We start from the raw sequence: 13581 nt of genomic DNA, 5'->3' as shown, positions 1-13581 counted from the left end.
TCATCGGGAAGTGGACCGAATCTCGAAGGATAGCGCCTGCGGGTCCAACAACTGCGTGTTTCCTTCAACAATGAAGGTGTGAAAGCTATGTCATCTTATCAAGTCGTTCCCATGGTCTATAACTCCAAGGAACAGATTAATGCTATTATTTTGCTCGAACAACAATGTAAACAACTGGATTCCGTCCATCTAAAGGCAGACCTTGACCATATCAGCCAAAAAGATGGAGACCATGCGCTCCTCTGTTATCGCGACGGTACATTGGTAGGACTCCTCAGTTGGTATGCATCTGACACCGTAACCGGAAATATTAATGCCATCGTACATCCGCAGTATCGTCGCCAAGGTGTGTTCAGCAACTTACTGAAACGGGCCATCCTGGACATGAAACCACAGGGGATCAACCAACTCAGCTATCGTGTTCCTCAGGGCTTATCTCCGGGTGTTCATACTGCTCAATCCCTTAGAGCCATTTATGATCGTGCCGAGTATTCGATGCAACTAGTAAATGAAGCGCTTGAGGTTACAGAACCGCCTGAACTAACGTTATCCGTGGCAAAAGACGAAGATATGGAGTTTATGGTCACTTGCTCATCCCAAGCTTTTGGGGATTCGGAGGAATGGACACGCAATTACTTTATGCAAACCAATGAACCCAGCCGAGTCAACTATATTGCATGGCAGGATCAAACACCTGTCGGGCTGGTACGGATCAACTCCATCAATGCGACAACCGCATTTATTCATAACTTCTGTATTTCACCTGATTATCAGGGACGGAAAATAAAACGCACAGCGCTTCGTATTTTGGTGAATCTCCTAAGAGAACAAAGTTATACAGATATTCGCCTGTCTGTGGTTACCGAGAACGAACGTGCTTTGAATCTGTACCGCAGTGTTGGTTTTGAAGTGAATTCTGAGTATCACTATTTCAGCGGTAATTTGAATATGTAAGCAAAAAAGCCACATTCGATTGCTCGAACGTGGCTTCTATAGTTTCATCCCTTTTTGCAATACACAATTTTCTTGATACTATCGATGGATAAACAGTATTGCTTCGCAAGCTGATCGATGGTTGTTCCCGCAGCAAAAAGCCTGCGGACCTCGTCGTTCCGCTCCCGGACAATCCTTCTGCCACCCGAATTCTCGCCCCACTTCTTGTGGGCATCCTTGGGCCTCGGAATATAGATCAGGCCTCCGGGGATATAACGCTGTATTTCTTTGAGCAATTCTTCCGGGAAGATTGTATCCGCATTAATATATTTCACGTTGCTCCACTCCTTAAAAGTTAAAATCTTTAAGGCAGCAGAGTCGTAAGATGAACGCATTAGATATGCACTATAAGTATGGCGGAAAAGAATTTCAAGCTCTATGCAAACAACCGCCGTTGTTCATCACATGGACTCTGCATAGAGCGGGTCGTTAAACTTATTATGAATCGAATCATGGTAGCCCCCCATTCAATCGTTAAATCTGTAATAAACCCCTGTTAATTCTTCTGATACGCTCCATAGCTTGTTTGAAATGTTAGCGTCATATAATTTTTCGATAATCTTAGCGCTCTTGGGATAGCCCTTCGTGCCGCCCATACCACTGGGAGCAATATATTCACCTCCCCTGATCGTCGGATCTGCTACAGCATACAAGGTAGGCAATGCTCCCATGTGTGCCGGTTGACTAATGATTTTCAAAAGACTACGCATGAATATATTGGTCTGTTTTCCCGAACCGAAAGAAAATAGATTGGTATGCGAAATTCCTGGATGAGCGGCGATACTCATGGAATCAATATGGGCAGAATTAAATTTATTCTGCAGCTCTCTCGCAAACATCAGATTGGCTAGCTTGCTTTGACTGTAGAACTTCATGGGAGCATATCCTTTGGAGCCATCCAAATTATTAAAATCAATTGTACCATTACCAGCTGCCAAACTGCTTACAGTAACTACTCTCGATTTCGGAGTAGATATCAATCGAGGCAATAGTAGACCCGTAAGCGCAAAATGGCCTAGATGATTACTACCAAACTGCAATTCAAAACCATCCTTCGTCAACTGGAATGGAGGGTTCATAATTCCTGCATTATTAACGAGAATGGACAAAGAATCATATTGCTCAAGAAAAGCGGCTGCGAACTTACGGATACTAGCTAAATCGCTAAGGTCGAGCTGCATAACGATTACCTCTCCAGCTACATGCACAGACGATTTTATTTTATTAGCTGCCTTTTCACCTTTGTCCAGATTACGAACTGCAAGGATAACTTTCGCACCTTTTTCAGCCAATGCTAATGCCGTTTCATACCCTAACCCGCCGTTCGAACCTGTCACAATCACTACTTTATCGGATACAGTCGGGATGATGTCTTTAGTCCAAACTTCGCCCATTTTTCTACACACCTTTCTTGTCTCTTCCTTGATACCCGAATATCCAGCGTTTAAAGCTTTTATCCCTCATCATACTGGCTTAAACTCCGTTCCAGCAACTCTCTAACCTGCTGCTTTAACTCAGATGGCGTGATCACCTTCACTTCCGGACCATAGGAGAGTAACTTTCGCGCTGTAAAAGAGAACTCCTCGGGCGGAACAAGTCCGCGCCACTCATGGCCCTGAACCGACTTGAACAACACATCTGACGCGGCAATCCTTGCTCCAAATTCCGTGAATTGCAGCACCACTTCTACGCTTGCTCTGTCTTCTTTGGCAATTAGCCATGCCTTTAGACTCGGAACAGATTCATCGACCGATTCCATGACAGCCAACTGCTGCATGCGATCCACTCGATATAACAATACGCGATCCTTATTCCGGGCTGGCATGTACCAATGTCCCTGATCATAGTAAATACCATAGGGGAAGACCTGGACTTTTTTAGGACCACTACGGGCATGATACATAAATTCGATTTCTCTCTTTTCTACCGCTGCACCCAATATCTCGGTTGTTAAAGGTTCGGCATACTCACTGGGATGCTGAACAAAGGTTATATGCTCTCTCATTCGCATAATCAGATCCTGTACATCTTCAGGCAAAGTAGAGAAGTATTGCTCAGCCAGATGCTCACGCATTGACCCATATGGAAAATCCGGGACTTGCTGTAGATATTCCAGCATCATAAATAGCCCTAATGCCTCCTGCTGTGTCAGTTGAAGAGGTGGCAAAATCCGATTGGGCAACACCCGGTATCCACCGTTCACGCCAACTTCTGTGTACAAGGGAAACCCCAGCGCCTGCAATGCATCCAGATCTCGCTGAATCGTACGAACCGATACGTCGAACCTTTCTGCCAGTTCCCGGGCAGTGAACTTCTGTCTGGAATCCATTAGGCGCATGATCGCCAGCTTTCGATGATTCATGAAATCAACACCCTAACTACGTCAACTTTTGTCATAATTAAAGTGTATCATATATTCTAGAAGGGAGCGATGAACATGTCTGATATCAAAACAATTTTGTACATTGCCATGAGTTTGGATGGATATATCGCAAGACTAGATGGTTCGGTGGATTGGTTATTCGATGTGGAGGGTGATGGCGGAGACAACGGGTATGCTGCCTTTTATGAAACGATTGGTAGCGTCGTTATGGGACGTTATACGTATGAAGAGGTGCTCACACTGTCTGAAGAATTCCCTTATGCGGATCGCCCAACGTATGTGCTTTCCCGCTCGGAACAGCCTCCCGGTCCGCATGTACAGTTTACAACCGAGACGGTAGATACGCTCATTCCCCAATTAAAACAGACTTCTGATGGAGACGTGTGGATTGTGGGTGGCGGCATATTGGTTCAAGCTGTGTTAGCCAAAAAATTACTGGATGAGATTGAAGTCGCCATCATTCCGAAAATTCTTGGTGAAGGCATCCCTTTATTCCCGGCAGGCACGGTGCCAAGCCAATTCAAAATGATCCAAACCCAGACGCTCGGACAGATCATTTCAATTCGTTATGAGGTTCAAAACAGTGGCACAGCGGACACACCCCCGAATGTCTAGATGAGCAGAAAAGGGAAAGACCATTCTTATGATGAAGGGACTCCATAAATTTAGACACGATCTACCATTGGGGTACCGTTCATGAAAGAGTGGTCTTTCCATTACCATGTATCAAGTTATCCTATCAATCCTCGTAGATATTCCGCTAACACATCTGCCGTCCTACGGTGAGATAATTCGCCTGGGTGGGTGCGCGCCCCTACCGTTTCTTCCGTTGTATCCGGAAGTTGGATGATTGAGACCTTACGGTCCCCTGTCCCCTTCATATGCGCATCAACCGCACGGTAGATGGCTGGCATCATGGGAAAACCAAGCATGCCATAAGCCCATACGAGATGTGCCGCCGGATTGTTTTTCCGAAGTTTGAACAGGTACTGTTCCACCGCTTTCTCAAAAGCGGCCAGATCCTCTTCATGATACGTTCCGTCCTCGTTCATCCGCTGCTTGTACACCTTGCCAGTGTCGGGATCTTTCCACTCAGGTGACTGAAATGCACCCCCATCATTGCTGCCCAGGTTCACAACCACCACATCCGGCTGCCACGAACCAAAATCATGCTGATCTCCTGCGCCTAACGCTTCGTTACGTTCACCAGCAAGCAGACCACAGACCTGTTCGTAATAATCGGGAATGTTCCCCTTCGGATTATTATCCCAACTTGTCAGCACACCCCAGCCACTTTGCGAGATGACCCGGTATTCTGCATTCAATACCTCTGCTGTCATAAACGTATAATTATGTATGGCGCTGAACCACATCGGAATCCAATCTTCCTCTGCTTTAGCACCAATCGCACCTTCACCAGATGTAATACTGTCACCGATAAACTCGACCTTGTAGGGTTTTTCCTGCACAGGGAGGAATGCTCCATCCGATTTCACCGCATGAAACTGCAAGGAACAGCCCGGATCACCACTCATCGCTTGAACATCTTTAACGATCCGTACATTCTTCACCACATTCGTGTTCATGCCCCGGAATACACAGATCCAGTACCTTCCCGCCGTTATCATCTGCCGGCTCACCGAAACACCGTTAATCAGAATGCTAATCCATGATTCATATATATCATATCCAGACTCCACCTCAACCCAAAGTTCGGAGCTCTGCACATTGAGTTCGACTGCACTCCCCGTCCAAAATAACGTCAGCGGCGATAACTCTCCAGTTGTTCTGCCATGCACCTTGAGATAAGGCAGTTCCGTTAAGTCATAGATCTTTAACCCGGTATTCGCTTGTACGCTCATCCTTCATTCCCCCTCAACGATTCATGAAAAGTAGTTATTAAGCGCTTTCCTTTGTATCGATAACATGTTCGTCGTGCTACATCTATCTTATTATGTATTACGCACAGCACCAAAAATCCCCTGCAAGCGAGTCGTGCTCAAGTCCATCATATCAGATGTGCTTGATGCATCGCCCGCCCATAGGGGATTTTTTTAGTTCTTTTTTTGATCCAGTATCGTTATAAAACCTTACCCAGAAACGCCTTGGTCCGCTCATGCTGGGTATTCTGAAAGAGCTCTTCTGGCGTGCCTTCCTCCACAATATATCCGCCGTCCATAAAGATCACCCGATCCGCCACCTCACGGGCGAAGCCCATCTCATGCGTAACGACAATCATCGTAATTCCCTCGTGAGCGAGGTCTTTCATAACTTGCAGCACTTCTCCAACCATCTCCGGGTCGAGTGCAGACGTAGGCTCATCGAACAGCATCACACTCGGGTTCATGGCGAGTGCACGTGCGATGGCTACACGCTGTTGTTGTCCACCTGACAACTGCTCGGGATACGCATCCCTCTTCTGCGATAGCCCGACCTTGCCAAGCAGTTCCATTGATTTTTTCTCATTCTCGGCCTTACTCAGTTTCTTGATATACTTCGGTGCGAGCATGATATTCTCCAACACGGTTAGATGCGGGAAAAGGTTAAATTGTTGGAACACCATGCCCACATTGGTTCTCAGCTGATCGATATCTGTCTTGGGTGAAGTGACCTCGACATCACCGATCGTCACCTTTCCAGACGTCACATCCTCCAGCAGATTAAGGCAGCGTAAGAAGGTACTTTTACCAGACCCGGAAGGTCCGATGACGCATACGACTTCTTTCTCCTGAATCGTTGTGGAGATATCCTTCAGCACCTCATTGGCACCAAACTGCTTTTTCAGATTCTGTACGGTAATCATCGGATCGCATACCTCCTTTCAATGAATCGGGAAGCCCGAGACAACAGAACAATGATGATCAGGTAGAATATACCCACCACACCCCAGATTTCGAATGCCCGGAAGTTGGAGGAAATAATAATTTCCCCGCTTTGTGTCAATTCTGCGATACCTATCGCCGATAGCAGCGATGTATCTTTGATCGTAATAATGAACTGGTTTACAAAGGTAGGAATCATGCGCCGGGTTGCCTGAGGTAACACGATCAGCCTCATCGTTTGGAAACGACTTAAACCCAAGGATCGTGCCGCCTCATGCTGCCCGTTGCTAATTGAATTAATCCCTGCTCGGAAAATCTCCGAGATGTAAGCTCCGGCATTCAGACTAATTGCAATAATGCCTGCGGTCATCGCCGGAATCCGCATATCCAGAAATACTGGCAGCCCGAAGTAGATGAAATATACCTGCACCAGAAGGGGTGTGCCACGGATGATATCCACGTAAAGCGTAGCTACCAGCCGCAACAATCGATTCAAAGAAGTACTCATCAGACCTGAGATCAATCCGATCACCATCGCAATGATGAGCGAGATTACGACTAGTTTCAACGTAACTACTGTACCCTCTAACAGAAGAGGCAGTGCATCTATTATGACTTGCAAGGAGGAGTCCATCCGTACCACATTCCCTTCTATTTAGCCGTTGTTCCCAGATAGTTGCCGACAATCTCATCATACTTACCGTTTTCCTGTAATTTCTTCAGTCCATCATTGATCTTCTTCTGCAACTCTGCATCGCCTTTGGCAACAGCAATGCCGTAGAAGTCACCGTTCAATCGGTCTCCAACGATCTTGAGCTTGGCATTCGGGTCAATGGCAATCTTATAGGAGATGACGGGGAAATCCTCCAGCGTAGCATCTGCGTTTTTGTTCGCAACTTCCTGATACATCGATGGGCTGTCATCAAAATATTTCACGGTTGCCCCATAGGTTTTCGCATATTCATCTGCAAGATTGGCACCTGAGGTTCCTTTTTTAATCGCAATAATTTTTCCTTTTAAATCTTCAGGACTTAGGATGTCCGCGTTATCTTCATGTACGATTAAGGACAGACCGGCCTGATAGTACGGTTCCGAGAAGTCGACGACTTTTTTACGTTCGTCCGTAATGCTAATGCCTGCAATGGCTCCGTCCAGCTGATTCGCCGTGATGGCTGGAATAATACCTTTGAAGTCCATCGGTTTGATCTCTACTTCAAAGCCCTCTTCTTCCGCAATCGCGTTCATGAGATCAATATCGATTCCTACATATTTGCCGTCCTTCTGAAACTCAAAAGGGGGATACGTTGCATCGGTACCAAATGTATATTTCTCAACAGCTGAACCACTTGCCGATGGTGCATTACTCTCTTCACCGGACTTTGCTGCACCGCAGGCACTAAGTGTTAGAGCAAGAACGGACGCCATTACAATGGATGCTACCTTTTTCATAGAAAAAACCCCTTTTCCGAATTAGATTGGGATCGACCGAATCGACCGTTTGTATTTCAGCATTTTGCATAATTCGAATCAAACTCGCTTCCGGGTATAAGATATAGACGAATTGAATCATTTCGATCTATATCTTTCTGATTGAAAGACGCTCGCCGGGTTTATGCAAAATGCTATTCATGTACGTATTGTAGTTCGCTCCCTACGCCAACTTACATGATCCTACAAAAATTAATTACAACTCATGAAAATTAAATTAACACAAAATGTTTTTTTGATAGATGAATGCGCAAAAAGTGCTAATAAAAAGTCCGATTTTAATATTTAATGTAAGGTTATATAACAATAAATAGAGTGATAAACAAAAAAAGCCGAGAATCCATGAAGGTGTTGCCTTCGGGAATTCGGCTTTTGGATAAGAGATAGCATATCTCAATTATTTAATTATTCATTTTTTCAATCGTCTCCATGTAGAACACATGCAGGAACTTTTTGATATTCACCTTGCCTTTGTCGCCTGCCTGATCTTCTTCCATGGCTCTCATCTTCATCCGTACATCCTGGAAGTCAAAGTAGAGGGGCGCATAATGCTCAAACTTGTGGTTGCTATAATCGTTGAGTCCAATCGAGGCCATATTCGTCAGCGCGGCAATCACCGTTCTGCGAATGCGTTGTTCCATCGCCTTGCTCTCTTTCTCCACGTCTTTGGGCGTAGACTTGTACGTCTGGGCCACCGCTTCGTACGACTCCTTCAACGGCGGCCACTCCCCGGCTCGCTTCTGATCAATAGCATACTCCATAAGGGCCACAATATCCTTGCTGCCACTTTCTCCGATGATCCCCAGATCCATCAGAATGCTTCTTGCCGCATCTCGCACCGTACGACCTTGGGCAGGGGCCGGCGCTTCCACCAGATTCAATCGGGCCATCGACTGCTTGATCTCCAGCACGTAACGTTCATACTTCCACTGTTCATTCACTTTGCTGAGCACATGCTCCACTTCCACCCGATTAATCGGTTTATGAATAAAGAATTCAATTCCGTTCTGGTAGGCCGCCCCTACCATCTCCTTATTCTCCACCTGAGAGATCATGATGAATTTCCCGGTATATCCGCTCTGCCTCAGCTTCGCTACGGTCTCAATTCCGTCCTGATCCGGCATCAACAGATCAATCAGCACCACATCGGGACGCAGATCCATGATCATCCGCGCGCCTTCTATGCCGCCCTCTGCCATGCCTGCAAGCTCGCCGATTCCACAGGATTCAATGATATCATGCAGCATGCTCCGGCTTACCACATCATCATCCACGATCATGATAGAAAGTGTCATTGACATCGGCCCCCTTTATTAGATTCATCTTGGGAATTGCTATACCAAATGTAGTGCCTTTCGCTCCCGCAGGCGCCGATTCCACCGTAATCTGTCCCGCCAACGACTGAACGATATCACGTACATGGGACAGGCCAATACCCGTCGCGGCAATGCCGACTTCATTGAACTTCGTTGTATAGCCCGGTTCAAAAATAACATCCCGTTTGGCTTCGGGTACGCCTTTTCCATTATCTGTAACGACGAAATGCACGTCATCTTCCTGCTCATATACACGAATTCGGATCGTCCCATCATGCTCAATCGCCTCCACCGCATTGGCAATCAGGTTGTTCATTACCGTTAGGAGCGGAATGTAATACGGAGATTCACAATCATATTGTTGCTCAATATCGATCTCGACCTGCTTATGCAGCATCTCGCTGTATTTTCGGTTTGCTTTGCTGGCAAAGTTCAGCACTTCAGATAAGCTCATGTTGACTGCTTTTTCATTATCATACAGCTTCAGCAGACCCGCCAGAATACGTTGTGAATCCTTCTTCACTTCATGAATCTGCTGAGCGATGCCCAGCGTACGCTGACTGTATTGGTTCAAGTCCTGCTCCCGGAGATCACGATATAGATCATAGCTGTCTGCCGTAATGCCTTCAATCGTATTCATCGCTTTCTTCAGGTAAAACACCTCGCCATACAGACCGGAGTTTACATTCAGCATCTGTTCTATCCGCTTCTCCTGCTCTGCATGCAAGAGCCGCATCTGCCTCACCGCAAAGCTGTTGTAGAGCCCAATGACGAAGTAACTTCGCAGACCACCTACCACAAGTAGATACAACCATTCCTTCATATAAAAGATATTGGTCCCGCTTAACATTCCGCGAAGCAGCAGCTCAACAAGATTAGAGGAGAAATCGATACATGTGATTAAACCGCCGAGCAGAAGAGGCTGCATCTCATGGAATCGATGCCTGAACTTGCTAAGCCCATAAGCAAAGACCACGTAATACACGCCTGCTCCCAAATTGTCCCGCATGCTTTCCAGAATGGACACGGTCTGTACATGATTGATGAGATCTGCAGACTGGAACAGCAAATTCGCGATGCCTGTCAGGATTCCTGTCTTCACATAAGACAGATGCGGCATGATCATCAACAGAAATAAAAGGATACTGACCCCTAGCCCGATTCGGAAGTAGTCTTCCCGGAACGGATTAATCTTGAATTGTGCCCCTACCGCTGTGGCAAAGGCAATGGCCGTCATCTGCACATTCTCATTTTTGACCCAATTGCGCATCGATCTCTTCACCCACTATAACAACGTTTAGCGCCCACTACCGGAATCCACGCTTCTAATGTTAAATATACTAACATATGAAACAAGCATTAGAAATAATTAAAATTAGGGAATGAACACGCAAGCACAACAAAAAAGGCCGGAAGTCTTCACTTCTGCGGCCTTTTCCTTATACCTCATCCGGAATATCAAATGACACCATCGTTCCCTCACCCGGTTCACTTACGATCGATAATCCTTGACCATACCGTTGCAGCAATCTGCGGTTCGTATTCACAATGCCTATGCCGCCCTTTCCGCCTGGCGTAGCATGTAACAGCTCTGCAACCTTCTCCGGTTCGATGCCTTTGCCATTATCCTTCACCTCAATACGGGTATAACCCTCATGGCGAGTAATAGACAGGCATACCGTCCCACCCACACTTCGGCTTAATAACCCATGTCTTACGGCATTTTCGATCAAGGGCTGAATCGATAGCGGCGGGAGAAGCAACGGAAGGTCTGGCTCTACGTTTAATACCACCGACAATCGATCTTCAAATCTCGTTTTCTCAATAAAAAGATAGGCTTCCACGAGTTCCAGCTCGTATGATAATTTCACCAGTTCCCCTGTATTGAGATAGTTGAAGCTGATCCGCAGATAGGATGAAAAAGCTTCACCAAGCTTCCGCATATGCTCTGTATCAATATCACTTAGGACCATAAGTGAATTCAGCGTATTGAACAGGAAGTGGGGCTGAATCTGTGCCTGCAAATAGGCAGCCTCCATGCGCAGGCGCTCTTGAATGGACTGATTCAACATGGTCAATGCTCGTATCCGATACTTCAACTCCAACGCATCTACAGGCTTCGTGACATAATCATTCGCGCCCGACGCGAAACCCGTGTAGATATCAGGCGGCTGACTTCGTGCAGTCAACAGCAGTACAGGAAGCTCAGACATCGAGAATTGTTCCCGTACCTTCTGGGTTAACTCATAGCCGGACATATTAGGCATCATCACATCTGTAATGAGCAGATCCCACTGACGTGTGCCGAGCAATTCCATCGCTTCCTGCCCCGAACGTGCTGTAGTTATATCGTATGGCTCCGTCGAGAGAATACTGACCAACACATCCAGATTCACCGGATCATCATCCACAGCCAGAATGGTGGCTCTCCCCTCTTTTAACAACGGAGCCATCTCCGCTGTCGCCGAAGTTTCCATGACGTCCATCCCAGAGCGAGGTAACAGGAATCCGCCAGGAGCATCTTCCATCATCTCCATGGCCTGCTCCCAAATCAGGGGAAGCTGCGACTCAGCCTGGTGGGTTGTTTCATGCGCGAGCGGCAGATCGAAGCTGAACACGGAGCCTTTTCCAAGTTCCGAGTGAACCGTTAGTGCCCCACCATGCAGTTCTACGAGTTGTTTGCAGATAGTTAGTCCAAGCCCGATGCCTTGTCCATCACTTATGCCATACGACCCTTGTTCATACGGAAGAAAAATGCGCATCCGCGTGTCTTCATCCATGCCAATGCCTGTATCCGTCACATGAATCAGAGCATGTCCTTCACGAATCTCGGCACTTACGGAGATCGTTCCTTCCTCTGTATGTTTGAGCGCGTTGTGCAGCAGATTATACAAAATCTGAACGAGTCTTTCTTCATCAACCATAACCTGAGGGAAGGACTCCGGAATCTCCATATGCAGGTGGACCGGTTTCCGTTCTGCCATGAATTGCAGCATGGCGATAATACCAGGCACTACTGACTGTATTGAAAGAGGAACCTGGCGCAGCACAATGCGATGCTCCTTCAGCCGGACTACATCCAGTAGATCGCCAAGCAGATGGGACATCCGTCGACCGATCGTGATGAGCAGTTCCATATCCTCCAGGCTCCGTTCATCCAGCCTGCTCTTCTCTCTGGTAACGACGTTATGGGCGATGTTAATGATTCCGTGCAGCGGAGTCCTCAGTTCATGGGATGTATTCGCCAGGAACTGATCTTTAATTTTGTCACCCTTCTGCAGTTCTATATTCAGTTTCATATTCTCACTGGCATTCCTGAAGTACTTCTTGAACCAATAGGCGGAGAAGCCGGTAATCGCAAAAATAATATCAATTGGATAATAGACGGTTGTCACATCTCTGGCCGTCTCGGCCACACTCCATAACAGATTGGATGTAATACCTCCTGCGGTAAGCAGCAGAAACACAATATCCCGGTCCCCCTGTTTCCTGAAGATCATCGTTCCGACGATGTATAGAAACCAGATCATGGATACAAGAAAGAATACGTTAATGACATTGTAATGGATCATGGCATATGTAATATGAATGGGCACCACCACGATTATGGCAGTATAGATCAAGGTAATGAGCACATGTAACTGAAGCCATGCCTTTCGCACATGAACCATCGTTAATCTCTGGAATAACAGAAGGATACAAGCATTTTGCAACAACAATGAGATCAATCGAATTTTAATGCCCCAGGTATAATTAATCGGAAGCCATAACATCAATATATTATCATGACCTATCATAACCGCGACGCCAACAGATACAGTTAACATGGTTCCAACCAGCAAGGAACGTTCCTGTGGATTAAATGCGTAGAGAATACAGGCATACATACCGTGAAGAATCAGAATTAGAAAGGTAACCATCTGAAAACCAATGGAGTACCATCGCGAAAAATCAACAGCTGCCTGTGAACCAAAGCGAACAGGTTTGCTAATTCCGCCCATATACGGGCTGTCGTAATTGGCTACACGGATCAGTAATTCAATGGAGGTTGTTCCTTCCTGATCGTAGGTCGCTGTATATGAAGTGCTTCTGGGTGTATAGGTACTGCTATCCATAGAGACCGTACCCATTCCCCCGTCGGAGACTCCATTCATCTCAATCTCGGATGAACTTCGAATTCCCTTGAACCAGAAGGTAACCGGCGTCTGAAGCGGATCTGTCAAAATGCGCAATCGATATGTTCCGTAACCATACGAACTCTCTTGTTCCTGATTCTGTGCACTCCCCCAGTCTCCTGGGACCTGAACACGCTTCGCACCGCCATTCCTCTTCGCAATATCTTGTTGGGTCAGCAACTCATCCGGGTAAAGTTCCCATTCCCCATTCAAGTACATGACCGGGGATTGATCCAGATGCACACCTCTCAAATCAAGCACCCCATTAACGGCGCGATGCTCATCTGCTGTGTAGAATAGCTCGGTCCATGCCGAGCGCATGCCAATCAATACGCCAAAAATGATCAGCATGATGATCATATATTTGTAACGGTTTACAGGTTTCGTTTGAAGTGATTTCATTA

Annotated in this window: 12 protein-coding genes; 2 read left to right on the top strand and 10 right to left on the bottom strand. The window is 46.5% G+C overall.

What is annotated here, in order from left to right; all coding sequences use genetic code 11:
• Nucleotides 1–87: 87 nt before the first annotated feature.
• The gene (locus PAHA3_RS20775) at nucleotides 88–954 is read left to right on the top strand and encodes a GNAT family N-acetyltransferase (protein WP_062836605.1); all 867 of its coding nucleotides are present in this window, start codon (nucleotides 88–90) and stop codon (nucleotides 952–954) included.
• Nucleotides 955–998: 44 nt separating this feature from the next.
• On the opposite strand, the gene PAHA3_RS20770 is transcribed toward PAHA3_RS20775, so the two are convergent.
• The 3 genes from PAHA3_RS20770 to PAHA3_RS20760 all read right to left on the bottom strand — a co-directional run bounded on the left by PAHA3_RS20770 (nucleotide 999) and on the right by PAHA3_RS20760 (nucleotide 3355).
• Nucleotides 999–1268 (bottom strand): CD3324 family protein, encoded by a 270-nt coding sequence (locus PAHA3_RS20770; RefSeq protein WP_062836604.1) that lies wholly within the window; start codon nucleotides 1266–1268, stop codon nucleotides 999–1001.
• A 192-nt stretch (nucleotides 1269–1460) separates the two neighbouring features.
• Nucleotides 1461–2387 (bottom strand): oxidoreductase, encoded by a 927-nt coding sequence (locus PAHA3_RS20765; RefSeq protein ID WP_062836603.1) that lies wholly within the window; start codon nucleotides 2385–2387, stop codon nucleotides 1461–1463.
• Between the two features lie 59 nt (nucleotides 2388–2446).
• Complete coding sequence (locus PAHA3_RS20760; protein WP_062836602.1) at nucleotides 2447–3355, bottom strand: helix-turn-helix transcriptional regulator; 909 nt, start codon at nucleotides 3353–3355, stop codon at nucleotides 2447–2449.
• Between the two features lie 69 nt (nucleotides 3356–3424).
• Here PAHA3_RS20760 and PAHA3_RS20755 point away from each other — a divergent pair, with 69 nt between their 5' ends.
• Nucleotides 3425–3991 carry a dihydrofolate reductase family protein gene (locus PAHA3_RS20755; protein ID WP_371327945.1) on the top strand — a complete coding sequence of 189 codons (567 nt, stop codon included), beginning with the start codon at nucleotides 3425–3427 and terminating at the stop codon, nucleotides 3989–3991.
• Nucleotides 3992–4107: 116 nt separating this feature from the next.
• On the opposite strand, the gene PAHA3_RS20750 is transcribed toward PAHA3_RS20755, so the two are convergent.
• From PAHA3_RS20750 to PAHA3_RS20720, 7 genes are all read right to left on the bottom strand, one after another.
• Complete coding sequence (locus PAHA3_RS20750) at nucleotides 4108–5238, bottom strand: SGNH/GDSL hydrolase family protein (protein ID WP_062836600.1); 1131 nt, start codon at nucleotides 5236–5238, stop codon at nucleotides 4108–4110.
• A 218-nt stretch (nucleotides 5239–5456) separates the two neighbouring features.
• Entirely contained in the window at nucleotides 5457–6179 is a 723-nt protein-coding gene (locus PAHA3_RS20745; RefSeq protein ID WP_062836599.1) for an amino acid ABC transporter ATP-binding protein, read from the bottom strand.
• On the bottom strand, nucleotides 6176–6832 hold the full coding sequence (locus PAHA3_RS20740) for an amino acid ABC transporter permease (protein WP_062836598.1): 657 nt from the start codon (nucleotides 6830–6832) through the stop codon (nucleotides 6176–6178). Before PAHA3_RS20740 ends, PAHA3_RS20745 begins: the two co-directional genes overlap by 4 nt.
• A 17-nt stretch (nucleotides 6833–6849) precedes the next feature.
• A complete protein-coding gene (locus PAHA3_RS20735) occupies nucleotides 6850–7647 on the bottom strand; it encodes a transporter substrate-binding domain-containing protein (RefSeq protein ID WP_062836597.1) in 798 nt (265 codons plus the stop codon).
• A gap of 440 nt (nucleotides 7648–8087) precedes the next feature.
• Complete coding sequence (locus PAHA3_RS20730; protein WP_062836596.1) at nucleotides 8088–8981, bottom strand: response regulator; 894 nt, start codon at nucleotides 8979–8981, stop codon at nucleotides 8088–8090.
• Complete coding sequence (locus PAHA3_RS20725) at nucleotides 8953–10284, bottom strand: sensor histidine kinase (protein ID WP_235599518.1); 1332 nt, start codon at nucleotides 10282–10284, stop codon at nucleotides 8953–8955. Before PAHA3_RS20725 ends, PAHA3_RS20730 begins: the two co-directional genes overlap by 29 nt.
• A 157-nt stretch (nucleotides 10285–10441) precedes the next feature.
• Nucleotides 10442–13579 (bottom strand): hybrid sensor histidine kinase/response regulator, encoded by a 3138-nt coding sequence (locus tag PAHA3_RS20720; RefSeq protein WP_062836594.1) that lies wholly within the window; start codon nucleotides 13577–13579, stop codon nucleotides 10442–10444.
• Nucleotides 13580–13581: the final 2 nt, after the last annotated feature.

This window comes from Paenibacillus amylolyticus (genome assembly GCF_001570725.1).
Taxonomy (GTDB): Bacteria; Bacillota; Bacilli; order Paenibacillales; family Paenibacillaceae; genus Paenibacillus; species Paenibacillus amylolyticus_A.
The sequence above is the reverse complement of the archived record's forward strand: the minus strand, read 5'-3'. Positions and strand labels throughout refer to the sequence as shown.

What these genes read in the sequence shown, in the direction of transcription:
- PAHA3_RS20775 (WP_062836605.1), top strand. Translation starts at nt 88, where the DNA reads ATGTCATCTTATCAAGTCGTTCCCATGGTCTATAACTCCAAGGAACAG.
- PAHA3_RS20765 (WP_062836603.1), bottom strand. Translation starts at nt 2,387, where the DNA reads ATGGGCGAAGTTTGGACTAAAGACATCATCCCGACTGTATCCGATAAA.
- PAHA3_RS20760 (WP_062836602.1), bottom strand. Translation starts at nt 3,355, where the DNA reads ATGAATCATCGAAAGCTGGCGATCATGCGCCTAATGGATTCCAGACAG.
- PAHA3_RS20755 (WP_371327945.1), top strand. Translation starts at nt 3,425, where the DNA reads ATGAACATGTCTGATATCAAAACAATTTTGTACATTGCCATGAGTTTG.
- PAHA3_RS20750 (WP_062836600.1), bottom strand. Translation starts at nt 5,238, where the DNA reads ATGAGCGTACAAGCGAATACCGGGTTAAAGATCTATGACTTAACGGAA.
- PAHA3_RS20745 (WP_062836599.1), bottom strand. Translation starts at nt 6,179, where the DNA reads ATGATTACCGTACAGAATCTGAAAAAGCAGTTTGGTGCCAATGAGGTG.
- PAHA3_RS20740 (WP_062836598.1), bottom strand. Translation starts at nt 6,832, where the DNA reads ATGGACTCCTCCTTGCAAGTCATAATAGATGCACTGCCTCTTCTGTTA.
- PAHA3_RS20735 (WP_062836597.1), bottom strand. Translation starts at nt 7,647, where the DNA reads ATGAAAAAGGTAGCATCCATTGTAATGGCGTCCGTTCTTGCTCTAACA.
- PAHA3_RS20730 (WP_062836596.1), bottom strand. Translation starts at nt 8,981, where the DNA reads ATGACACTTTCTATCATGATCGTGGATGATGATGTGGTAAGCCGGAGC.
- PAHA3_RS20720 (WP_062836594.1), bottom strand. Translation starts at nt 13,579, where the DNA reads ATGAAATCACTTCAAACGAAACCTGTAAACCGTTACAAATATATGATC.